Raw genomic sequence first — 23,461 nt, forward strand, 5'->3', positions numbered from 1 at the left:
CAGGCTCGTGTGATTCGATCAGGGCGTGACCGGCTCCGCCAGGTCGGCGTCACCGGTCAACTCATCCATGGCTTCCAGGCGATAGCCGCGCTGATAGATGGTCTTGATGCGGAATCCGTTCTCCGGTTTGATCCCCAGCCGGCGTCGCAGACGGCTCATGTGGGTGTCCACCGTGCGCGTGTTGATGTCGCGCGTTACCCCCCAGACCCGCTCCAGGAGCATTTCCCGGGTCAGCAACCGGCCCTTGTTCTGGAACAGGAACAGGGTCAGGTCGAAGTCCTTGTCGGTCAGCGTCAGCGCCTCGCCGTGCAGGAGGATGACCCGCGATTTGGTGTCGATCCTGAACGGGCCGAATTCCTGGACCTGGCGCTCGACGTCCGGATTGCTGCGACGGGCCAGGGCGTGGATGCGGGCGAGCAGCTCCGCCGGCCGCGCGGGCTTGGACAGGTAGTCGTCGGCACCGGCATCCAGCGCCTGGACGATGTCCTGCTCGCTGTCCCGCTGGGTCAGAAAAACCACGGGAATGGGCCAGTTGAGCTGCTCGCGGACGCTGCGCAGCACGTCGATCCCGGTCATGTCGGGAATCTGCCAGTCGAGGATGAGCAGGTCATAGCTGCGGTGGGTGACGGCGCTCAGAAAGGACTGGCCGGTCTGATAGCTATCGCACTGATGATCATTGTCTCCCAACAGGCTCTCGATGTTGCGTGCCTGTGCCAGTTCATCTTCCAGTAATGCGATACGCATTGGGTGTCTCCTGCAATATTAGGCCCGGTTGTCCATGCGGTATCCGGGCCAGTATGGAAAACATTCTTGCAAATTGCCTCGGGGCGGTCAGTGTCAATGTGTTGCCGACTGTTAACCAAGCGTCGCGATTGTGCCACATCGTTGTAATAAAGGGCGCGGTTGCCTATACGGCGCGCATGCCGCGTCCCGCTTTTATCCGGCGGGGCCGGCCGTGGCTGGCCTGCCGTCCACATCGCTCACTGTTTGTCGGCACCCGGGGTAATTACTGCAGCCCCAGAACCAACCTTTTTTGCCGTGGCGCCGGACCAGCGGGGAAAAGCAGGCCGGACAGGGCGTCGGAGCCTGATCGGCGCCGTCAGCATGGTCCGTTGCGTCCTCGATGGGGCGGGTGCCTCGGCACTGCGGATAGCGTGAACAGGCCCAGAAGCGCCCGAACTTGCCTTCCCGCTCGCGCATGGGCGAGCGGCACTGGGGGCAGTGGACGCCGGTCTGCTCGGGCGCCCAATGCGTCGTACCCCCCATTGTAGTGCCGTCACGCAGTGGGGCCAGCAATTCGCGGATCTGGTCCTCAAGGGAGCCGAGGAAGGCGCGCGGGTCGCCTTCGCCCTGACGGATCCGCTCCAGCGTGGACTCCCAGACGGCCGTCATGTCCGGCTTGGCCACCGCCGATGGCAGGGCGGCGATCAGGTCCAGCCCCTTGTCGGTGGCCTTGATATAGCGCCCTTCGCGATACAGGTACTCGCGCTTGAACAGGGTCTCGATGATGCTGGCGCGGGTGGCCTCGGTGCCCAGTCCGTCGGTGTCGCGCAGGGTCTTGCGCAGCTCACTGTCGGCAACGAAGCGGGCGATGTTGGTCATCGCCGACAACAGCGTCGCGTCGGTGAAGTGCGACGGCGGCTGGGTCATCCTGTCTTTTATCTCGGACGACCGGCACTGCACTTCGTTGCCCTTATCCAGTCGGGGCAGGGCCCTGGACGGTTTTTCCGACGCTTCCTTCTTGCGCAGTTCCAGTTCTTTCCAGCCTGGTGCCACAACGCCGGTTTCGGTGGCGCGGAACGCATGGCTCTCGATGGTCAGATCCAGGCGACCTTCACGATGGATCGCCTCCGGGAAGAACTGCATCAGGTAATAGCGGGCCACCAGCTCGTAGACGCGGCGCTCGTTACGGCTCAGGTTACCGGCCGGCCGCTGCCGCATGGTGGGGATGATGGCGTGGTGGGCGTCCACCTTCTCGTCGTCCCACGCCCGGGAATGGCGGTTCAGTTCGGCGCGGTCGGCGAATTCGGTCAGCCCGGGCGCGACACCGCACAGCCCACGGATCACATCGTGTCGCTGACTGAAGTGCTCTTCCGGCAGGTAGCGGCAGTCGGAACGGGGATAGGTGATCAGTTGGTGCTTCTCGTACAGGTTCTGGGCCGAGTCCAGAACCGCCTTGGCGTTCATGCCGAACAGTCGGCCGGCCTCGATCTGCAGTATCGATAGCGACAGCGGCAACGGCGGGGCTTCCTGGCGTTCGCGGAAGCGGGCGTCGGTGATGGTGCCGCTCTGATCCTGGACGGCCTCGGCAATCGATTCGACGACCTTGCGGTCGAGGACGCGGTCTTCCTCATCCATGGCCGAGCGGAAACGTTCGTCCGGGCGCCAGCGTGCCTGGAACGACTGCGGTGTCTCCGACGGGGTGTCGCAGTTGATGGTCAGGGTGAAGAATGGCTTCGGTTCGAAATCGGCGATGGTCTGGTCCCGCTCCACCACCAGCCCCAGCACCGGGGTCTGGACGCGGCCGACGGAATAGACCCCTTGCTGACCCTGCTGCTGGTAACGCAGGGTGTAGGCGCGGGTCAGGTTGATGCCGTAGAGCCAGTCGGCGCGCTGGCGGGCCAGGGCGGAATGGGACAGACGCCGGAAATCGCGGTTGTCGCGCATCTGGTTGAGCGCCCGGGACACCGCCGCCGGCGTCAGGTCCTGGATCAGCAGGCGTTCGACCGGGCGGCCATAGCGGCAGTATCGCAGGACTTCGTCCACCAGCAACTGGCCCTCGCGGTCCGGATCGCCTGCGTGGATCACGGTGTCGGCCTTGGCCAGCATGCCTTCGACAATCTTGAGCTGGTCGCGCACGCTGTTCTTGGGCGCGAGTTCCCATTGTTCCGGGAAAATCGGCAATTCGTGCAGGCGCCACTTGAGCCAGCGTGGATCGTAGTGGCCGGGTTCTGCCGGCTCCAGGAGATGGCCGATACACCAGGTCACCACGTCGCGTTCGCCGCAGCGGAGCCAGCCGCGGCCTCTCTGGATTTCGCCGGGCAGGGCGCTGGCAATGGCCCGTCCGAGGCTGGGCTTTTCGGCAATAAAAAGACGCATGGCACGACCGCGGTTAAAACAGGCGATGGAAGATGGCGAAGCCGCTGTTGAGTGTCAAGCCGGGGAGGCCCGGATTACGTTACAATAACGGCATTCAGCAAAGGGAGGACTATTATGCCCGAAACAGCCGCACCCATTCAGTCGGCCATCGAGAAGAAACTGACTGACGGATTCCAGGCCGACCACCTGCGGGTGGAAAACGAAAGCCACATGCACAGCGTGCCGCCCAACTCCGAAACCCACTTCAAGGTCACCCTGGTCAGTGGCGACTTCGAAGGCAAGAATCGGGTCAAGCGTCATCAGGCCATCTACGGCGCGCTGGGCGCTGAGCTGCAGGCCGGTGTCCACGCACTGGCCCTGCATCTTTATACCCCGGAGGAATGGCAAACCCGCAATGGCGTTGCGCCCTCATCGCCACAGTGCATGGGCGGTTCGAAGCATGACAAACACTGAGTGCCCCGGGCACCGTCCGGTCGTCAACCAAGTAAGGATGCACAATGAGCCAGTTTTTCCAGATTCATCCCGAAACGCCCCAGCTACGGCTGATCAAGCAGGCGGTGGACATTCTCCGCAACGGCGGTGTGGTGGTGTATCCCACCGACTCCGCCTATGCCATCGGCTGCCAGCTGGAAGACAAGCAGGCGACGGACCGCATCAAGCGGATCCGGCAACTGGACGACAAGCATAACTTTACGCTGGTGTGCCGGGACCTGTCCGACATCGGGCAATACGCGAAGGTGGACAACACCCAGTACCGGCTGCTGAAAACCTACACGCCGGGGCCGTACACCTTCATCCTGGATGCCACCAGCGAAGTACCGCGGCGGCTGCTGCACCCCAAGCGTCGCACCATCGGCCTGCGGGTGCCGGACAACCCCATCGTCCAGGCTTTGCTGGCTGAGCTGGGGGAGCCGATCATGAGCAGTACCCTGATCCTGCCCGGGGAAACCGACCCGATGACCGACCCCTACGACATTCGTGAAACCCTCGAACATGAGTTGGACCTGATCATCGACGGCGGTTTCTGCGGACTCGAGGCGACGACGGTGGTTAACTTCTGTGGGGAAGTGCCGGAGTTGGTCAGGGAAGGCAAGGGCGACCCGACGCCGTTCCAGTAACGGCGCCTCAGGGCGGTCGGATCAGGCGCGTGCGTTCAGGCTGAACGCATACTGTCTGGCCTGGCCGGCCGCTTCAGCTGTGGTCGAGCCTACATTCCGACGCAGGCTGTCGTAGCGGTGGGCGAGATCCTGCAGGCCGTTGAACTGCTGATTCTCGCTCACCATCTGGTCCAGAACCGCGTTGTTGGCGCCGTAGGCCTGATTCAGGCGCAGGGCCGTGTCGACGAAGGAGACGGTCGGTTCGTTGACGCTGAGCCGGTTGAATGCCTCCCGGAACGCCTTGTTGTTGTCCAGATCTTTCTCGATCTGTTGGCGGGTGCTTTCCGGCATCATCGCCTTCACTGCAAAACCGCCGCTCTCGTTTTTTTCCACCGCAATGCGCGTTGCCGGATTCAGGTTATATTCGGCAAGTTTATGCCGCAGGGTATCCTGCACAAAGGCATGATCCTGCCCCACATTCTGCTTGTAGGACGTCACCGACAGGCGGTTTTTCGAGGATGATGGGGCGTCGCCGGTCAGGGTGACGCTGTCGTCGGAACCGGTTTCCTGCTTGGCCGGCGTCGCCTTTGCAGCGGCCTGGGCGGCGTTCTGTTTCGCCGCGGCGCGATTTTCCGCGGCCTGTTGGAAACTGGCACTGGCCCGGGCCAGCGATGACAGCAGTGACATGGTGGTACGCCCCTGATCGGCAAAGTGATTTACTCTGCCTTGGCCTTTGCACAAAGTGGGCCAGAATGGCGAGGGGGGGCTGGGGCGTTGCATTGGCCAGCGGGGGCGTCGTCAACGTGTGCCCTGTCGGGTGCCGGAAATCTGACGAGAGGCGACGCGGCGGGCGCTTAAGCTGTGGGGATTCAATAGGAATGGTACCCCCGGCAGGGATGGTCGCCTGAATTGGGTGTTCTAACTTGCTGAATCTACGAGCCAAATGCTGTGGGCTCAGTTTAATGTATCACGTTTTGTATCACAAAATGCACGACTATCAGTTCTGCGAACTTATCCATCGGGTATTGGACTTCAACCTTTTCAGAACAGTTTTCGCTGCTGGGTCTGTATGTCCGCTTTCTCCACGAATTTGAAGAGAAACTTCTCGCCATCCAACTCTACCGTCAGGGCATAAGTTGATTTTGGTTTCTGTTCAAAGCGGGTCGTGCGGGATTGGAAGCGGCCGCTGTAGCTCTGATCTGGGAATACAGTTGTCTTCTGCAAATACCCGTCCATTGAATTCAGGTCGCGTTGAAGATTCGATTCGATGTTAGCAACGCCCGATTGCACGTTGGATTGGATTTGAGCCTGAGCCGCCGCTGAAGCCGCAGAGTCATAGGTGTACGACTGAGAAGAACCGTAGTAGTTTGCAGTGCCTCCGGTTCCATACGCGGTGCCTGAACCGTAGGTGGTCGTGGTCGTGGGTTGGGCAGCGCTGAAGCTTTGAGCCATTGCGCTGAGCGCCAGAGCAGTGCGTCTGGTCTGAGCACGACTGATGTGTCTTTGCTTTAGCTGGTTGTAAGAGAGGAGTTCGATAGTGTGTTCGTCCTGCCGAAAGGAAATGTTCTCAACGCTGACATTGATAGGCTCCTCTGACTTATTCATCACGAACACCAGTCCGTGAACTTCCTCCCACGCCTGTTTTCCATCTCGTACTGCCATCTGAACCACAAAGTCTTCGGATTCTTGCTTCTGGATTATCCAACCATCGGAAAAGTAAGCCATGGAGTTCTCAGATGGGACGGCGCTGAAGCTGGTGTTGATTGTTGTGGTGGAGCATCCAGAAATGAGTGAGAGACTCAGTGCGAGAGGAAAGAGCAAATTAGGGTGACAAGTCATGATGTAAATCCTGCGTGCCAGAGACAATACTAAGACTAGTAATGGCGAAAGCGCGTGGTCCAGAGCGAGAGGGTTCTTATATCCTTATGCGGGACATAAAGTTGTTTATCTGAAGCCTTTTACACGTCGATAAAAAGATAGACCTGAGCTGCTACGGAGGCTTTGCTCCCTTCGTCTTAAGTCCCTCATTTGGGGCCCATACTCTCTGACCATATTGCACGCCCAAGCTGCTGCGCCAATAAAAATGAGCGGCACACTAGCGCCTGTAAATGCCGTACTGACTCCTATTGTTGCAGCACCCGCACCAGTTGCAAATGGAATGCTCGCTCGAAGGTCCATCGCTTGAGGGATGATGTCTGCATAGAGTTGTAATCGGAAGTTATTGCGATCATGCGCGAGATCCTCTGCCTGTTTAAGGTACCCTGATAGCTCGGATGAAGCCTGTTCTTCAAAGTTCTCTTCTTCTCTCGCCATCTCGTGTAGTCGCTCTAGCAGACCGTCTTTTTTCTCCTCTGATTTTAACCAGCCCGGGGTCCGTGCACGGAGAATGTCGCTTATGGAAGCCTCTTCTAGTTTTTTACCGTCGAGAGTTTCGGAAAATAAAATCTGCTGAAGCCGCTGAACCCGAGCCCACGGGGCGTCTTGGTCAGTCGAGGTGGCTTGATCCATAGAAGAGTTTGCGCAGGAAATAATCCTAGATACAAAGTGCATCGTTTGAGGGTCATAAAGAAACGGAACGATGTTTTTGTTTTCGCAATAACCATAGTACTTGATCACTGACGCAATTCTGCTCAATGCCAGCTTTGTGAGTGCCGCCTGATGCTGCTCCAATTGTTGGGGTACGTCGAGCATGGGTAACGCCGGTGCGCCGTTGATTTGTCCAGAGGCAGCACCGAAGCGTATGTCGCTAGCTCGCTCAATTATCGCAGGATCGATCGGTTGAGCTCCTAATGCTTCTTTTAACAAACTTTGATTGCCGCCGAGCTGTCTTAAGAACCAAAGGACGGCTTGGGGATTTAATGGATAGCCTGTAGCGCCTCCATGCGAAAACGCGCCAATAGCAACGGTCCCTGGCTTTATTGATTCTTTGTAGGTGGTCGTTACTTCTAAGCAACCAGCCTTTAATGCGGGCTGGAATGTTTCCAGTAACCTGTCAAAGTCGTTCTCATATGATTGAGATTTAATGATAGGGCAAACCGGCGCACCCATGTTGATTGCGAAGGGTGAGAAGGGCATTCCGGGAGGCATCATGGCCTGAGTCATTAGTTCGGGAGGCATGATGTCGTTTTCCTTTGGGTCGATCAGGAAAACTTTATTGTATGTAAGCAGTGCGCGTTTAAGCTCGATTTCAGGAGTCTGGTAGCTCTCCGGAAATATCATGGTGTCTAGAGGCATTCTGCTTTCCTTGCATTGAAGTCGCTGTTTCAGCGTAGTCTATCGATCTTTGTGAACCAAACAGAGAGGTATTTCTTCGCGCCAGCCAATCCGGATAGATACTGGTGTGAGCGTAGTTGCGTGCATGGACTTCACTGATGTACTCGATTGGGGAGAAATCTTAGGAACGAAAATTTCTCAGCCCTCTCTCATCGAGCAAGTGTTCTATTTCTTCCCCCCTCTCCCTGCATCCATCCTCTGTGCCAGTGGACTTCCCCCGCTAAGCATGACACGCCTTAGCCTCAAACGGAGGCCCGCTCAAAGGCCTCGGGGCTGACGCCTCCCAAGTGGGTATGACGCCGAAGCCGGTTATAGAATACCTCGATGTAGTCGAACACATCCGCCTTGGCCGTCAGAGAGCTTGGTGCGCTTCCCGTACTTCTCAAAGGTTGCGGACTTTACCTGTCTGTCGGTTAGCTTGTCTGTAGCCATGAGCGTGCTCGGTTCTGCAGTGGGGGTATAAATTTCACTATAGCTAGGTGAATTTTGTTTTGCCCCCCCCCCCATAAGTACCCCCAGAGCGCATGGCTCAGGACAGAATTTGGTGGATCTCGGTGGACTGAAAGGTAAGGATAAAGTGTTTAAAAACAGTGTTGTGCGGAATTGTATAGATCTTGATGGATGTTTAGGTGGTACCCCCGGCAGGACTCGAACCTGCTACCTGTCCCTTAGGAGGGGACCGCTCTATCCAGATGAGCTACGGGGGCGAAGGACGGGTATCATACCCATCGGGTTGCCACGGCTCAACCGCGCTGCGGGTTGGACGGGAACCTTGGTGTTGGAGCCGCTGTCCTGTTAATTTAACTGTCCCACCGTCATTCGAAAGTTCTGGAGTCCTTCTTGGTTACCGTGCCCCTGCATGTGTCGTTTATCGTTCCCGTACTCAACGAGGCGCAGAGCGTCCGAATGGCGCTGAACGACCTGCAGGGATGGCGTGAGGAGGGGCACGAGGTGATTGTGGTGGATGGCGGCAGCGACGACGCCACCGTCGAGCAGGCTCGTCCGCTCTGCGATCGACTGGTGGAGTCGCCGCGTGGCCGTTCACACCAGATGAATGCCGGTGCCGCTGTTGCTGGCGGTGAGGTGCTGGTGTTCCTGCATGCCGACACGCGCCTGCCGCTGGACGCCCTCGAGCACCTGCAGCGCTTCGTCGACAGCCCGGCAGCCTGGGGGCGGTTCGACGTGCGTCTGTCCGGCGATCATGTCCTGCTGCGGGTGATCGGTCACGCCATGAACCTGCGATCGCGCATCACCGGCATAGCCACCGGCGACCAGGCGATGTTCGTGCGGCGCGTCATCTTCGAGGAAGTGGGCGGTTTCGAGACCGTGCCGCTGATGGAGGACATTGCCCTGAGCCGGCGTCTGCTGCCACTCTCCAAGCCCTTTTGCGTCAATTCCCGGGCGGTGACGGACAGCCGTCGCTGGGAAAAACACGGCATCCTGCGGACCATCCTGCTGATGTGGCAGCTGCGTTTCCGTTACTGGCGTGGTGAGGACCCCATCCACCTCGCTCGCCTCTACTATCCCAACGTCACACCCTCCAAGGCTGCGTCCCCCAATGCCGCGACCAAAGCCAAGTGATTTTGACGGCGTTCGCCTGATCCAGTTTGCCAAGTGGCCGGAACCCGGTCGTGTCAAGACGCGGCTGGCGGCGGACCTCGGCGAGCGCGGCGCGCTTGACGCCCATATCCGCCTCACGGGTGCTGTCCTCGACAATCTGCTGGCGACAGGTCTGCACGTATCGTTCTGGTGGGATCGTGCCCGGCCAGACGACCCGAGCCATGCCACGTCGATTCTCCACCGCCTGCAAGCGGCCGATGTGGCGCAGCGCATCCAGGTAGGGAAGGATCTGGGAGCACGTATGTCAGGAGCGCTGGATGCCGAACTGAAACAGGCCGGGGCGGCGGTCATCGTAGGCAGTGATTGTCCGTCGGTGGATGCGGCCTACATCGCTGAGGCCATCCGGGCATTGGCTGATGATGACGTGGTGCTGGGACCGTCGGATGACGGCGGCTTTGTTCTCATAGGCGCCCGGCGGCCGTTGGGTCCTGTTCTGAACGGCATAGCCTGGGGCACCGACAAGGCGCTTGAGCAAACCCGGGATGCGTTGGTCGAGGCCGGCTGCCGCGTGCATTGCCTGCCGGCCCGCTGGGACGTGGATACGTTGGCCGACTGGCAGCGTTTCCTGGACTCGCGGCGGCCCTGACATCAGCCAAAGGGCCGCCGTTCCGAGAGGTCTTAACGACGACGCATGAAATAGAGGCCCAGAGGCTGGCCCCAGACGCTCTGCACATCGCTGCCGCTGGCCTCGGCGCGCAGTTGCCGCTGTACCGGTGACAGGGCCAGGCCGTGACCGTCGCTGTCCTGGGCACGGACCAGCTTCCAGTCCACCTCGTTGCACATCAGTGCCAGCAGCGAGCGAAGCTGGTGCGGATCCTGCGGCCGGAACCAGCGGTTGTGGCAGCCGCCCAGACCGTAGAAATCCTCTTCTTCGAGCAGCGCCGCCAGGGCCGGGTCCTGGGCGTTCTCTGTAATCAGATTACGCAGTTGACGCAGGGAATCGTTGGTTTCCGGTAGTTGGTGCCGGGCAATCAGCTGGCGGATCTGGGCGTCGGCGGTGGAATCGCCGGCCATGCTGGTCCGCAGGTGCACGATGCTGCCTTGCTGGCACGCCTGGTTGACCACTCCGGCGAGCGACACGTGGCTGGCGTGGGTAGAGGGCAGTCGGCCCAGCTCGATCCAGTCGACCCGGTTGCCGTCGGCAATGAACCGGCTCGCCAGAGACCATGGCCAGAACACGATCTGTTCGAGGCCCATATCCTGGGCCGTGCGACTGGCGCGGGCAATGTTGGACAGGTTCTCGTCCACGGCGATGATTTCCACATCGCTCAGGCTGCGCGCCAGCTCCAGGGCTCGCTGGCCGGAATCCGCACCGCATACCATCAGACGCAGGGTGTCCGGCAGGTTGTCGGTATCCAGGCGCAGGCGCGAGCGCATGATGGCCTTGAGGCTGGTTTGGGGATGTTGACTCAACGTCTGCCAGTGCGGCCAGGCCTGGGGCACATCTTCTGGCGCCAGCGCCAGCTCATCCTGCTTTTCCTCAAAACCCTGTTTGATGGCTTCCTCGGTGGCGCGGTGATAGTAGCTGGCTGCCAACAGCGGTTGCAGGCCTGTCGGCCACTCGGTCAGTCCCCAGCGGCCCAGTTGCGTTGCGAACGGCTGGTGGAACAGGGCGCCATAAAGAGCGCTGATCATCAGGGAACCGGCAATGGCCTCCATGCTTTCGCCCAACGCGAATTGCGCGCAGACGCTGCTGTTGATGGCGTCGATCACCCGAGCCTCGTTGTCGCCGGCGGGCAGGGCGTAGCCGGTGCGGTCCGCGTAGAGGGCAATGCCGATGGCCAGCCGGTGCAGCCCGTCCCGCAGGGTGGCGGTGGTCGCCACTTCGCTCAGGATGGCGTTACGCAGCAGCGTCACGAAGGATTCCACGGCCGGGTCCGGCATCAGGGTCTTTTCCAGGGCCAGCAGCAGGAGCTCGTCGTCAGCCGCGGCTTCAAGCAGCACCCGGGCATCGGGGTTGTCCAGGTCGTACTGGTGGCGCAGGATCGCCGCCACGAAGCGTCCCAGGTCCTGGTGCGGAATGTCGTCGCGCGAGAGCAGGGTGATGGCGTCGTAGGCCAGTTCCTGGTCCGCCTGATCAACGCTGAGCTGGGCGGCACAGGCCACCATGCCGCTGTAGATCGACGGCCATTCCAGGTTGAGCTGCAGCAGTTTGCGGTAGTGCAGGTAGGCGACATCGAACTGACCGAGTTGGCGCTTGGCGTGGGCCATACCGCAGAAAGCCGAGGCCGACTGGCGATCCCGGTTCAGCGCTTCCTGGAAATACTGCTCGGCCAGGGCCGGGCGTTCCGAGGCCAGCGCCCAGTAACCCAGGTTGGTGTATTGCTGGGGCTGATCCGGGTCGATGGACAGGCTGCGCTCAAACAGCGCCTGGGCGGTGTCCAGGTTGCCGTCGTCCATTTCCAGACGGCCCAGCAGTCCCCAGGCTGCCGCGTTGTCGTGGGTCCGCTCCATTACCTGAGCCAGATAGTGGCGGCTGTCCTCACGAGCTTCCAGCCGGGCCGCATAGCTGTTGCCGGGATCGTTCGACTGGTTGTAGGTCGAATTGGCGGCGAGCAACAGGCGCGCAATCGCGACTCTATCGTTCTGACCAACTTGCGGGTGGTGCTGTGCGTGCATGGATCACCTCGTCTGTTCCTTGCCGCCGGCAGGGTGGCACCGGCAATAATCTGCAGCTTTGGGCCGGGAATGGGCCTTTGGGAGAGGTAGAGCGAAAGGCGTGCCAGTTTTACGACATGGTCGGTGTCGGCAGGCGGAACGTGCGGATTTTCAAAGTTGGTGCAAAAGACGGGCGTAAAAAAGGCCGGCAAGTTGCCGGCCTTTTCGGGTTCCGCTGAGGCTTAGCCCTGCAGCAGCTGCAAGACCTGCTGCGGCTGGGCGTTGGCCTGGGACAGGACCGAAAGACCCGCCTGTTGCAGCACCTGGGTCCGCGCCAGTTCCGCGGTTTCCGCCGCGAAATCCGCATCGCGAATACGGGAGCGGGCGGCTGACAGGTTCTCGGACGTGGTGCTCAGGTTGGAGATGGTGGAATCCAGCCGGTTCTGGGCGGCACCCAGGTCGGCGCGGATGCCACTGATTTTCTCCAGGGCGGCGTCGATCACGGCAATGGCGCTGTTGGCGCCTTCCACGGTGCTGATGTCGATGCTGGAGACATCCTCTGTGGTGGAACCGACGGCGGTGCCACCGGCCTCATCCAAAATGCTGCCGGCGGTGTCGTCAATACTGGATGATACGGCAAAGCTCGAAGACGAGCCGAAAGTGATTTCGCCTGAAGCACGCGCGCTATCGGCGGTGTCGTCTGACCCATCAAGAGTGATGGCGTCTCCGTCCACTTCAGCGCCACCGCGGAAGCTGGCGGTAGGTGTTGTGGCGTTGGTTGTGAAATCCTCAACCAGGATGTCTTTACCTTCCGCTTGCACAAGCGTCAGTCGGCCATCCTCCACTTCAGCGGTAATACCTGTGGTACCTGACGCGGAGTTGATCTCGCGCGCCAAGGGACGCAGATCGTCGACGTCGTCAATCTGGGCGGAGATCGTCGATTTTTCGCCTCCACTCGATATCGTCATGGAAACAGTGCCTGTACCGCCAAGGCCGAATAAGTCAGCCGTGGTTCGGGCTTGTGCTTCGACCCCCGTGGCATCCACCTGTTGGTTGATCGCCGCAGCGATGTCTTCGGCGGTATCGCCGCTCTCAACATCCACAGTGGCCTCACCCAGTGAGCTGGAGACGGTCAGCGTCTGAGCAGCAATGGTGTTTGCCGCTGACGCATCGCCAGCCGCTGCGGCGTAAACAGATCCACTGCCTTGTCCGGCAGTGGTGTTTGAGGCGCTCACACTGTTGTTGGCCAGATCCGTGGTTCGTGCGCCTTGAATAGAGACGGCAATGGTCTGGTTCTCGTTGGCGCCGGCCTGGAACTGCTGGGCCTGGAAAGAGCCGTCGAGCAGCTTGAGGCCGTTGAATTCGGTGGTGGTAGCCACCCGCTCCAGCTCCTGCTTGAGCTGGTTGACCTCGGATTGCAGGGCCCGGCGGTCGGAGGCGGAGTTGGTGGCGTTGGCGGACTGGACCGACAGTTCGCGAATCCGTTGCAGGATATCGCCGGATTGTCCCAGCGCGCCTTCGGCAGTCTGTGCCAGGGAGATGCCGTCGTTGGCGTTCCGAATCGCCTGGTTCAGACCATCGATCTGGGAGGTGAATCGCTCCGAGATGGCCAGGCCGGCGGCGTCGTCTTTGGCCGAGTTGATGCGCAGGCCGGAGGACAGACGCTGCATCGCGGTGTCCGAGTCCCGTTGGGTCGTGTTCAGGTTGCGCTGCGCATTCAGCGACGCAAGGTTCGTATTAATGATCTGAGGCATGCTGTTTCTCCTTGCCAGGAAAAGCCGGAACCCAAGTGCCCGATCAAAAGGACGCCCTACCGGCAAACGTTCGTTAAAATGCAAGCGTTGCCGTGCCAGAAGCGAAGTGTGTGCCAGTTTCTTTTTTTTATTTATAAGTCACTGATAATGATTGTAAAAAATAATTTGTCGCGAGACGGGTCGGCTTGCGGGCGCCGATATTTTGACTGACCGGCAGGAAGGGAATTGCCGCTTTTTCAACCGAGTGTGGGGAAGTCACGAGCGGCAGACGCACTCGATGGGAGTGCCGGGTCTTGCACCCGCTTTAGGCGTTGAGGCGATATGAGGAAGGATTTTTTATCGACCTATCTTTATGAAAAGTAAAATAAAACTGAAAGCGTGATAGTGATTTACATTAGTTAACAAGAAAATCCGAAATTCTTTCTAAAGGATTCTTAACCCTCGCCGCTAAGCATTACAGCAGGGCGGCGCACCCAACTGATGAAAACGGGCGCCAGACCTCTTTCCAGTCAAAACTGACGGTTTCAAGGAGAAGCATCATGGCTCTCGGTATCAACACTAACGTTGCGTCCTTAAGCGCTCAGAACAACCTGAACAAGTCCCAGTCTCTCTCGGACCAGGCTCTTGAGCGTCTGTCCTCCGGTCTGCGCATCAACTCGGCTAAAGACGATGCGGCTGGTCTGGCGATTTCCTCTCGTTTCGATTCACAGATCCGCGGCCTGAACGTTGCCCAGCGCAACGCCAACGACGGTATCTCCCTGGCACAGACCGCTGAAGGCGCGCTGGGGCAGGCCGGTGACCTGCTGCAGCGGATTCGTGAGCTGTCGGTCCAGTCGGCCAACGACACCAATTCCTCTTCTGACCGGAAGTCGCTGCAGGCCGAAGTAAGCCAGTTGCAGGCGGAACTGAACCGCGTCGCCGACACCACCAACTTCAACGGCCAGACCCTGTTGAACGGCGACTTTACTAACGCCCAGTTCCAGGTCGGCGCCAATGCCAACCAGACTATCAATGTCACCATGGGCAGCGCGCGTGGAACGGATATTGGCAACTATACCTTTGGTGCAAGCGGTACCGCGCTTGGTCAAGCGGCTGCATCTAACGCTGTTGCCGGAAGTGAGGCGATAGAGGTTTCTGGTAATGGTGCCAGCGGCACCTACACGACAGTGGCCGGAGATTCAGCGCAGGACATTGCTGCGGGTATTAACGCTTTCAGTGCCGATACTGGTGTAACAGCGAGTGCAAGAACTGAGGCAACTCTGAGCGGTATTGCTGACGGTACAGTTAGCTTTGATTTGGCCGGTGAGAACGATGGAACTGGGGAAGAGGTCTCGATTTCCGCGACCGTTACTGGCGGCGACTATTCCTCACTTGCAGATGCGATCAATGATAACTCCGCGGTAACCGGTATTACGGCTCAGGTTGTTACGGAATCCGGTACTGAGCAACTGAAGCTGACTAGCGAGAGTGGTGCTGACATCAGTATCTCGAGCTACGCAAACACCGGAACGGCCGCAGCCACCATGGCTGGTAGTGAAGGTGGTAGTGTCGATTTCAGCTCTGCGACCGCAGGTACTGTGACGGGCACTGTTGACCTTTCCTCTAGTAGCGCTTTCAGTGTTTCTGGCGGAACAACAGCAATCGCTGACGGGGGTGGTACGTTGAGCTCCGTAGCTGAAATTGACATCACGACCACTGATGGCGCGAACGCCGCTATCGAAACGATCGATGCCGCGCTGTCCTCGATTAACAGCCAGCGTGCGGACCTCGGTGCGATCCAGAACCGCTTCGAGTCCACCATCGAAGCGATCGCGACCACCTCTGAGAACCTGTCCGCTGCCCAGGGCCGGATCCTGGACGCCGACTTCGCATCCGAAACCGCGAAGCTGTCCAAGTCCCAGGTTCTGCAGCAGGCCGGTATCTCGGTCCTGGCTCAGGCCAATGCCCGTCCGCAGCAGGTTCTGTCCCTCCTGCAGTAACAGGGATAGCACGGTAAAAGCCGGCCCTTTCGGGGGCCGGCTTTCCGCCGTATCAGGATAGTGGGGTGAGCTATGACTGACGTAAACCTGAATGGCCCGGATTTGAAGCTGGTTCGCTCCAGTGATCAGCCTCCGGCTCGGGCGTCTGCGTCACCTCAGGCTGAAGGAAACACGCCTTCCGCTCGAGCCCAGGCGGCTTCCGATTCCAGGGTGGTGGCACTGCGACAGGCTTCTGACCAGTCCCGTGTGCAGCGTCTTGAGAATCAGCAGGAAGCCCAGAAAGAATCTCTGGATAAGGCGGTCTCCCAACTCAACGACTTCGTGCAGACGGTTCAGCGCGACCTCCAGTTTGAGGTCGACAACGACTCCGGCAAGACAATCGTGAGGGTGGTGGACCAGCAGACCGATGAGGTCATTCGGCAGATTCCGGACGACGTGGCTTTGAGGTTGGCCGAAAACTTGCAGCAGGACGAACCGCTGACGCTATTCAATATCGAAGTGTAGGGTCTTGCCGGTGTCATGCCGGGCCCAAATAGCGGTATTTCAGCACCGCCGGCTCCTATGGGGTCGGCGGTGTTTTGCATCCAGGGACCTGAAATGGCAGTGCTTTTCTGGAGGCTTCAATGGCTGGCGCGGTTGCGGCGGAGTGTCGTAAGCGTACTGTGAAATCTCGCAGTGTGGATACATATTGTTACAAAGCGATCGGAACGAAGGGCAAAGTTTTGCCGCTTTTGGCCGATAAGCGTACAAAGGGATAGGTTGCCTTCTTGAGGGGCTGAAACTATGGCAGGCATTTCATCACTGGGTATCGGTTCCGGGGTCCTGAATTCGGATCTCGTCGATCAGCTGGTGGCTGCGGAGAAAGAGCCGGTCACCAACCGGCTGGACAGCAAACAGCAAAAGGCGGAGACGCTGATCTCAGCCTACGGCACGCTGCGCAGCGCGATTACGGAATTGCGCCTGCCAATGCGTCAGCTGAGTGCAGCCGACAATCTCAAATCCTTCTCCGCCTCCTCCTCCAACGAGGATGTGGCAGTCACCGTCGACAGCACCGAAGCCAGCCGCGGCAGCTACACCGTGCAGGTGGACAGCCTGGCCCAGGCCCAGTCTCTCGCGTCCGGCACCTTCGAGGATCGTGACGCCACCCCGGTCGGCACCGGTACCCTCAGCATCAGCGTCGGCGGTGAAACCAAGCTGATCGATATCGACAGCTCCAACAACACGCTGCAGGGCATTGCCGACGAGATCAACGATTCCGGCCTGGCCGTGTCCGCCGGCGTGATCGACACCGGCGACGGTTATCGTCTGGTCATGTCCTCGGACGAAACCGGTACCGACAACGCCATTCGCATCGGCGTTAATGACAGCGACGGCAACAACACCGACGCCGCCGGCCTGTCCCAGTTCGTCTTCAACGACACCGCCCAGAACCTGACCGAGACGGTTGAGGCCAAGGACGCAGTGGTCCAGGTCAACGGGATCAGCATCACCCGTTCCAGCAATACCATCGACAACGTCATCGACGGGCTGACCTTCGAGGTGAAGGCTGAGGGTGTCACGTCCACGGTCAAGGTCGAGCAGGACACCGGCGCGGTGACGGATCGTGTGGCGAGTTTTGTTGAAAAATTCAACGCGCTGCAGGACACCATTTCCGGTCTGGCGGGTTATAACTCCGAGACGCAGACGGCCGGCGTTCTGTCCGGCGATTCCACGGTGCGCGGTATCCAGAACGGGTTGCGTAACATGCTGACCCGCATCGTGCCGGGGCTGGAAGATTCTGCGGTGCGCACCCTGGCGGACGTGGGCATCACCACTGACTACGAGACCGGTAAGCTTGAGTTCGACCAGGAGAAGTTCGTTGAGCAGCTTGAGGCGAACCCGGACGACGTCACAGCCCTGTTTGCCGAGCAGGGGCGGACCAGCGATGCCCAGGTGGAGTTCGTCAGCAGCGGTATCAATACCGAGCCGGGTGAGTACAGCATCAACATCACCCAGGCGGCGACCCAGGGCTCGCTGACCGGCACCAACGTGGGCGCAGGATCAGTCACCATCGACGGCGACAATGACAACCTGACGTTCAAGGTGGATGGCGAAACCTCCGTCAGCATTACCCTGGATGCGGGCACCTACACCCGTGAGGAACTGGCCGCCCAGATCCAGGAGCAGCTCAACACCAATACGGCGCTGAGCAGCTCCGGCAAGTCCGTGCAGGTGGATTTCGACAGCACCAGCGGTGCCCTGTCGTTCAAGTCCGGCGCGTTCGGTAGCGAATCCAACGTCAGCATCACATCTGTAGACACCAATTCCGCGGCGGACCTGGGGCTGAGCGTGGCCACCGGTACGGTGGGCAAGGACGTGGCGGGCACCATTAACGGCCAGCGTGCGACCGGGGAAGGTCAAATCCTGTTCGTGGAAGGCTCTGTCGGCGCCGCCGGCATGCAGGTTCGCATCACCGGGGACCAGACCGGTTCCCGCGGCACCGTGTCCTTCATCGAGGGGATCGGTGAGCAGACGGTCAATATGGTCACCGATATCCTGGGCTCCGATGGCACCCTGGAGAACCGGACCGACAACCTTCAGGACGACCTGGCCGAGATCGAGGAAGAGCGTCTCGAACTGGAAGATCGCATGACCCGATACCGGGAGCGGCTGGTCAGTCAGTTCACGGCGGCCGATTCGCTGATTGCGCAGCTCAATAACACCCAGGAATACATCAGCCAGCAACTGGCCGCGCTGGCACCCAACAACAGCAATGACAGCTAATCATCGCTGGCTTGCAGGAGAAGTGAGAGGTTCATCATGAACGGTTTACAGGCTTATCAGCGCGTCAACACCCAGACCAGCATCACCGATGCGGATCCGCACAAGCTGATCCAGCTTCTGTACAACGGTGCCCTGGAGCGGATCAACATGGCCAAAGCGCGCATGCAGGCCAATGACATCGCTGGCAAAGGGCAGTTGATCAGCAAGGCGATCGAGATCATCGGCGGCCTGCGCGGCTTCCTGAATTTCGAGCAGGGCGGCGAACTGGCCGAGCGGCTGGAATCGCTCTATGAGTATATGGAGCGCACCCTGTTCGAAGCCAACCGGCACAACGACGCGGCCAAGCTGGACGAAGTGTCCAGCCTGCTGCGCCAGATCAAGGACGGCTGGGACGGCATTCGCGAGGAGGTTATGACCTCCTCGGGTCAGCAGGCGGCGGTCTGACGTCTGCGGTCCGGTAAAAGCGGCAAGGTGGGTCAGACCGTGCTAGATTGGCAGCTTCGATGATTGCCTGAGAGCACGAGTTTGAACCTGACCGCCTTGCTGCGATTGGCTGCCCTGGCTCTCGTGCTGGGGAGCGCATCGGTCTACGCGACCGATGCCGATGAGCCCGCCATCTTTGCCATCCCCGAAGTCTGGCCCTGGGGTTACGCCGGCCGCTACGGCTCCCCCGAGGGCTCGCTGGTCGACCTGGCCCACCAACTGGTCACCCGGGCCGACCTTCCCGTCAAGTACGAACTGCGTCCCCATCGCCGGGCCATCACCGAGCTGTTGCGCGGCGAGGTGGATTTCGTGGTGCTTTTTGAAAGTCCCCGGCTGGCGGACGAGGCTATTGATCTGGGGCCGGTTGTCACGACGCGCGCGATCATGACAGGCCTGAGATCATCGGACGTCGTGTTGACCCTGGAAGGGTTGCGGGGCAAACCCGTCGCCTTCGTTCACGGAACCTATTACGGCGAGGCGTTCGCCCGGGCACAGGGCATCCACAAGTTTGCCGTGCGGGATATCTTTCAGGCGCTGGAAATGCTCAAGCTGGGGCGTGTCAGTGCCATTCTGTGCAGTGACCAGGCGATCTATCACACCTTGGCGTCTCTCGATCTGTCACCGGAGGATTTCCGCATGCGCAACTTTCGGGCCGGGCAGGAGGGGCACCTGTATATGTCCCGTCGAGCTCTACACCCCGAACTGGAAGACGAGATGAGGGCGGCCCTGGAAAGTCTGCGTCAGGATGGCACTCTGGACAGTATCTTCGCGTTACCCGGCAACAACTCGCCGCTCAATCCTTGATGGCGGTTAGCCCCTCAAGATGCGCCGTAACACCCTCGGACAGCGCTTTCAGGTGATAGCCACCCTCCAGTGTCGACACCACCCGGTTGTCGGCTGAATCGGCGGCCACGCTGGTGATCAGGTCCGTCAGCCAGCGGTAGTCGTCCACTTGCAGTTGCAGCTCCGCCATGGGGTCCGCGGCATGGGCGTCGAACCCGGCGGACACCAGCACCATCTGTGGTTTGAAGTCCTGCAGTTTCTGCAGCCACGCGTCCTCCACCAGCCGACGATAATCGGAGCCGGTGGTGCCGGCGGAAACCGGCGTGTTCACGATGTTTTCCGCGCAGCGATAGACGTGGGAATGCGGGTAGAACGGATGCTGGAAGCTGGAGCACATCAGCACCCGCTCGTCGCCCTGCACGATGTCCACTGTGCCGTTTCCCTGGTGCACGTCGAAATCGACGATGGCGACCCGTTCCAGCCCATGGAAGTTCAGGGCATGACGCGCCGCCAGCGCAATGTTGTTGTAGAAGCAGAAGCCCATGGAACGTCCGCGCTCGGCGTGATGGCCCGGCGGGCGGGCGGCGATGAACGCGTTGGTGGCCTGGCCGGAGACCACCATGTCGACCGCCTGCACGTTGGCCCCGGCGGCCAGTCGGGCGGCGCGCAGGGTGTGGGGCATCATCGCGGTGTCGGGATCGGTGAACACACGGCCGCGGGTCGGCTGCATCATGTCCAGCTGGCGCAGGTAGGTGTCGGGATGCACCTGCAGCAGTTGGTCACGGGTAACTTCTTCCGGGCGCACCCAATCCAGTGCCTGGTCCAGGCCGTTGTCGGCCAGATAGCTGATCAGGTTCGTCAGGCGGTCCGGCGACTCGGGGTGCTCCGGCCCCATGTCGTGTTTGAGGAAATCCTCATGATAGAAGAACGCTGTTGTCATTATTGATCCCGTGGTGCTGTATCACTGGAGTGCGTCTTTTATAGCCATATTAACAGGGATGCCCCGGGGCCGCTTTTTTTCTTTGCTGGATTTTTGTAGGCGGGCCAGTGGGTTCCGGGGCGGCACGCCGGGCCGGAATTTGCCTTGGAAACGCAAAAGTTTCGTTTTCAACCGGCCGTCGACCGCCTACCATGAGAGCAGGCCAAAGGGGGGGAAGAAACCGTGGGCACGCGTTATCTGGAAAGCCTGTTCAATCCGGATTCCATCGTCATCGCCGGGGCGTCGGAGCGCACCGACAGCCTGGGCGGTATGGTTCTGCGCAACCTGATGGGCGGCGGGTTTCCCGGCAAGCTGCTGGTGATCAACCGCAACGAGTACCAGACCGTCCACGGTGTGCCCTGTGTGCCCAAGGTCGCCAAGATGCCCTTCAAGCCGGATCTGGCGATTGTCTGTACGCCGCCGGACACCGTGCCGCGTATGGTGCGCCAACTGGGTGAGGCGGGCGTGCGCACCGCCATCGTCATGACCGGCGGCATGTCCCGGGCCCACAGCAAGACCGGTCAGCCACTGATGTACTCGGTACGCGACGCCGCCCGCGAGGCCGGCATCCGGGTGCTGGGACCGAACACCATTGGTCTGATGGTGCCGTTCCGCTCCCTTAACGCCACCTACGCCCACATGGGCGCCATTCCCGGCAAGGTGGCGTTCGTCGGTCAGTCCGGCACCGTGGCCAGCAGCATCATCGACTGGGCCTTTGCCCGGGGCGTGGGCTTCTCACATTTCCTGACCCTCGGCGACGGCATGGACATCGGTCACGATGACCTCATCGACTACCTCGCCCAGGACACCCGCTGCCGCGCGATCCTGTTGCACATCGAAAATATTCCCAACCCGCGCCGCTTCATGTCGGCGGTGCGGGTGGCCTCCCGCACCAAGCCGGTGATTGCGGTCAAGAGCGGCCGGGTGCCGGAATCCGAGTGGATGCCGGCGGAGCGACCGATCGGTGTCACCCGCACCGATCCGATCTATAACGCCGTGTTGCGCCGGGCCGGTGTGTTGCGGGTGGATGGCCTGAGCCAGATGTTCGACGCCCTGGAATCGCTGACCCGTATGCGTCCGGTGCGGCGCGAGGAACTGGTAATCATGGCCAACGGCGTTGGCCCCGGCGTGCTGGCGGTGGACCGCCTGGCGGCGCTGGATGGCGAACTGGCCAGCCTCTCCAGCGATACCATCGACGCCCTGGCCAATCACCTGCCGTCCTACTGGACCCGCAAGAACCCGATTGACCTGAACTACGACGCCTCGCCGGAACTGTACGCCGAGGCCATCCGCATCCTGGCCAAGGATTCCAACGTCTCCAATGTGCTGGTGATGTACGCGCCCAGCCTCACCGAAGACAGCCTGCAGATCGCAGACGCTGTGGTGCAGGCCGCCAAGGGCACGCGGCTCAATATCTTCACCTGCTGGCTGGGACAGGCCACCGTGCTGGACGCCCGCGACGAGTTCTACCGCGCCGGCATCCCGTCCTTCTTCTCGCCGGAGAAGGCGGTCAAGGCCTTCATGCAGCACGTCCATCATCAGCGCGTGCAGAGGCTGCTGCGGGAGACCCCCGAGTCCTTTACCGACCACTACGCCGACCGGGCCCTGGCGCGCAAGATCGTCATGAAGGCGCACCGCTCCGGGCGCAACCACCTGTCCAACAGCGAGGCGAGGGCGGTCATTGCCGATTACGGCATCCGCACCGTCGACACGGTGTATTGCGACGATGTGGACGGCGTGGTGGAGAGCTTCCAGGTGGAGCGTCGACCCATCGACGTCACCCTGATCCACGAGCGCGGCTGCCACCCGTTCCTGGAAGAGCAGACCGGCCGCGGCCGCTACAAGTCGACGATCCAGGGGCTCAATAGCGAATCCGCCATCATCGAATCCTGCAACGTCCTGATGGAAGAGTACCGCGCCCACTTCCCGCGCAGCGGCTTCCTCGGTTTCGCGGTCCAGCGCACCTATCAGCACCTGGGGGGCATCGCCTTCAGTACCGGCATCACCCGCGACGCCCTGTTCGGGCCTTTGGTGGTCTGCGGTGCCGCCGGCGCCAGCGTCAACGTCATGACCGACCGCCAGATCGCCCTGCCGCCGCTGAACATGGTCCTGGCCAAGGAACTGCTGCGCCGCACCTACATGTACCGCCTGCTGCGGGAATACAGCCTGCAGCCGGAAGACGACATCCGTGCAATCTGCGAGACCCTGGTGACCCTGTCGCAGATCGTCATCGACATTCCCCAGATCAAGGGGCTGGAAATCCTGCCGCTTCTGTTCGATCGTGATGGCGCCGTCGCGGTGGACGTGGCCATCGATCTGGCCAGGGAACCGGGCCGGCCGATCATCCAGCCGTACCCGCGCGAGCTCGAAGAGTGGGTGGTGCTGCCCAAGTCCGGCCGCAAGGTCATCGTCCGCCCCGTGCTGGCGGAGGACGAACCGGCGCACCTGGAATTCCACCAGCGCCAGTCGCCGGAAAGCATCCGCTATCGCTTCTTCCAGTACCGCAAGCATTTCTCCCACGAAGACGTGGCCCAGATGGTCCAGATCGACTATGACCGGGAAATGGTCTTCATCGCCAACGCCGAACGGGAAGACGGCAAGGGTGAGGAAACTCTCGGCACCGTGCGCGTCTGGACCGACGCCGACAACCTGCAGTGCGAATTCGCCGTGATGGTGCGCGACCACCTGAAAGGGGAAGGGCTGGGCTACATCCTCATGCGCAAGATGATCGACTATTGCCGCTCGCGGGGCACGGTGGAGATGATCGGCAACGTCCTGCCGGACAACCAGCCCATGCTCAACCTCGCCCGCAACCTGGGCTTCCAGCTCACCTACAACATGGAAGAAGACGTCATGGACCTGCGCCTGCCGCTCAACGAGCCGGAGACGGATTGGCAGCGGGAGAAATTGAGGGGGTAGTAGGGCGCCTTTCTGGCGCCTCGGAAGCTAAAGCTCCCGCTACATTGCCTGGGAGAAGCCCCCAGAGTGTAGCCGAAATTTCAGTTTCGGAGCAGTCGCCAAGGCTGCCGAATG

Annotated in this window: 18 protein-coding genes, 1 tRNA gene and 1 pseudogene; 10 read left to right on the forward strand and 10 right to left on the reverse strand. The window is 60.5% G+C overall.

Features of this window, described 5'->3' with window-relative positions:
- Positions 1-18: 18 nt before the first annotated feature.
- Together GQB00_RS00825 and GQB00_RS00830 are read right to left on the reverse strand one after the other, a co-directional pair.
- Complete coding sequence (locus GQB00_RS00825; protein WP_165854901.1) at positions 19-744, reverse strand: response regulator transcription factor; 726 nt, start codon at positions 742-744, stop codon at positions 19-21.
- 192 nt (positions 745-936) lie between these two features.
- Positions 937-3,099 (reverse strand): DNA topoisomerase 3, encoded by a 2,163-nt coding sequence (locus GQB00_RS00830; protein WP_165854902.1) that lies wholly within the window; start codon positions 3,097-3,099, stop codon positions 937-939.
- A 114-nt stretch (positions 3,100-3,213) separates the two neighbouring features.
- Between GQB00_RS00830 and GQB00_RS00835 the strand changes: the two genes are divergently transcribed.
- Both GQB00_RS00835 and GQB00_RS00840 read left to right on the forward strand, forming a co-directional pair.
- A complete protein-coding gene (locus tag GQB00_RS00835; RefSeq protein WP_165854903.1) occupies positions 3,214-3,552 on the forward strand; it encodes a BolA family protein in 339 nt (112 codons plus the stop codon).
- A 44-nt stretch (positions 3,553-3,596) separates the two neighbouring features.
- A complete protein-coding gene (locus tag GQB00_RS00840) occupies positions 3,597-4,217 on the forward strand; it encodes an L-threonylcarbamoyladenylate synthase (RefSeq protein WP_165854904.1) in 621 nt (206 codons plus the stop codon).
- Positions 4,218-4,238: 21 nt separating this feature from the next.
- On the opposite strand, the gene GQB00_RS00845 is transcribed toward GQB00_RS00840, so the two are convergent.
- The 5 genes and pseudogenes from GQB00_RS00845 to GQB00_RS00865 all read right to left on the reverse strand — a co-directional run bounded on the left by GQB00_RS00845 (position 4,239) and on the right by GQB00_RS00865 (position 8,176).
- A complete protein-coding gene (locus GQB00_RS00845; RefSeq protein ID WP_165854905.1) occupies positions 4,239-4,883 on the reverse strand; it encodes a hypothetical protein in 645 nt (214 codons plus the stop codon).
- 354 nt (positions 4,884-5,237) lie between these two features.
- On the reverse strand, positions 5,238-5,921 hold the full coding sequence (locus tag GQB00_RS00850) for a hypothetical protein (RefSeq protein WP_165854906.1): 684 nt from the start codon (positions 5,919-5,921) through the stop codon (positions 5,238-5,240).
- 219 nt (positions 5,922-6,140) lie between these two features.
- Positions 6,141-7,430, reverse strand: a complete 1,290-nt coding sequence (locus GQB00_RS00855) for a hypothetical protein (RefSeq protein WP_165854907.1) — start codon at positions 7,428-7,430, stop codon at positions 6,141-6,143.
- Positions 7,431-7,711: 281 nt separating this feature from the next.
- Positions 7,712-7,819 (reverse strand): annotated as a pseudogene (locus GQB00_RS00860) (IS3 family transposase); the annotation flags it as partial.
- A 280-nt stretch (positions 7,820-8,099) separates the two neighbouring features.
- Positions 8,100-8,176, reverse strand: a tRNA-Arg gene (locus GQB00_RS00865).
- Between the two features lie 142 nt (positions 8,177-8,318).
- Here GQB00_RS00865 and GQB00_RS00870 point away from each other — a divergent pair.
- Positions 8,319-9,050 (forward strand): TIGR04283 family arsenosugar biosynthesis glycosyltransferase, encoded by a 732-nt coding sequence (locus GQB00_RS00870; RefSeq protein WP_416234148.1) that lies wholly within the window; start codon positions 8,319-8,321, stop codon positions 9,048-9,050.
- On the forward strand, positions 9,028-9,675 hold the full coding sequence (locus GQB00_RS00875) for a TIGR04282 family arsenosugar biosynthesis glycosyltransferase (protein ID WP_165854909.1): 648 nt from the start codon (positions 9,028-9,030) through the stop codon (positions 9,673-9,675). Before GQB00_RS00870 ends, GQB00_RS00875 begins: the two co-directional genes overlap by 23 nt.
- Positions 9,676-9,707: 32 nt before the next feature.
- On the opposite strand, the gene GQB00_RS00880 is transcribed toward GQB00_RS00875, so the two are convergent.
- Together GQB00_RS00880 and GQB00_RS00885 are read right to left on the reverse strand one after the other, a co-directional pair.
- A complete protein-coding gene (locus GQB00_RS00880) occupies positions 9,708-11,708 on the reverse strand; it encodes a tetratricopeptide repeat protein (protein ID WP_165854910.1) in 2,001 nt (666 codons plus the stop codon).
- A 221-nt stretch (positions 11,709-11,929) separates the two neighbouring features.
- Positions 11,930-13,441 (reverse strand): flagellin, encoded by a 1,512-nt coding sequence (locus GQB00_RS00885; RefSeq protein WP_165854911.1) that lies wholly within the window; start codon positions 13,439-13,441, stop codon positions 11,930-11,932.
- Positions 13,442-13,980: 539 nt separating this feature from the next.
- Here GQB00_RS00885 and GQB00_RS00890 point away from each other — a divergent pair.
- From GQB00_RS00890 to GQB00_RS00910, 5 genes are all read left to right on the forward strand, one after another.
- On the forward strand, positions 13,981-15,420 hold the full coding sequence (locus GQB00_RS00890) for a flagellin (RefSeq protein ID WP_111496546.1): 1,440 nt from the start codon (positions 13,981-13,983) through the stop codon (positions 15,418-15,420).
- Between the two features lie 72 nt (positions 15,421-15,492).
- Positions 15,493-15,924: a flagellar protein FlaG gene (locus GQB00_RS00895; RefSeq protein WP_111496545.1), complete on the forward strand. Its 432-nt coding sequence runs from the start codon at positions 15,493-15,495 to the stop codon at positions 15,922-15,924.
- 279 nt (positions 15,925-16,203) lie between these two features.
- Positions 16,204-18,183 carry a flagellar filament capping protein FliD gene (gene fliD / locus GQB00_RS00900; protein ID WP_165854912.1) on the forward strand — a complete coding sequence of 660 codons (1,980 nt, stop codon included), beginning with the start codon at positions 16,204-16,206 and terminating at the stop codon, positions 18,181-18,183.
- A 36-nt stretch (positions 18,184-18,219) separates the two neighbouring features.
- Complete coding sequence (gene fliS, locus GQB00_RS00905) at positions 18,220-18,627, forward strand: flagellar export chaperone FliS (RefSeq protein WP_165854913.1); 408 nt, start codon at positions 18,220-18,222, stop codon at positions 18,625-18,627.
- Between the two features lie 81 nt (positions 18,628-18,708).
- Entirely contained in the window at positions 18,709-19,470 is a 762-nt protein-coding gene (locus GQB00_RS00910) for a substrate-binding periplasmic protein (RefSeq protein ID WP_165854914.1), read from the forward strand.
- Here GQB00_RS00910 and GQB00_RS00915 read toward each other — a convergent pair.
- Complete coding sequence (locus tag GQB00_RS00915; protein ID WP_111496541.1) at positions 19,460-20,389, reverse strand: histone deacetylase family protein; 930 nt, start codon at positions 20,387-20,389, stop codon at positions 19,460-19,462. The genes GQB00_RS00910 and GQB00_RS00915 overlap by 11 nt on opposite strands.
- Before the next feature lie 222 nt (positions 20,390-20,611).
- Between GQB00_RS00915 and GQB00_RS00920 the strand changes: the two genes are divergently transcribed.
- Positions 20,612-23,347 carry a GNAT family N-acetyltransferase gene (locus tag GQB00_RS00920; RefSeq protein ID WP_165854915.1) on the forward strand — a complete coding sequence of 912 codons (2,736 nt, stop codon included), beginning with the start codon at positions 20,612-20,614 and terminating at the stop codon, positions 23,345-23,347.
- The last annotated feature ends 114 nt before the right edge of the window (positions 23,348-23,461 follow it).

Origin of the sequence: Marinobacter sp. JSM 1782161 (assembly GCF_011421605.1) — a bacterium.
In the GTDB taxonomy this organism is placed as follows: Bacteria; Pseudomonadota; Gammaproteobacteria; order Pseudomonadales; family Oleiphilaceae; genus Marinobacter_A; species Marinobacter_A bohaiensis.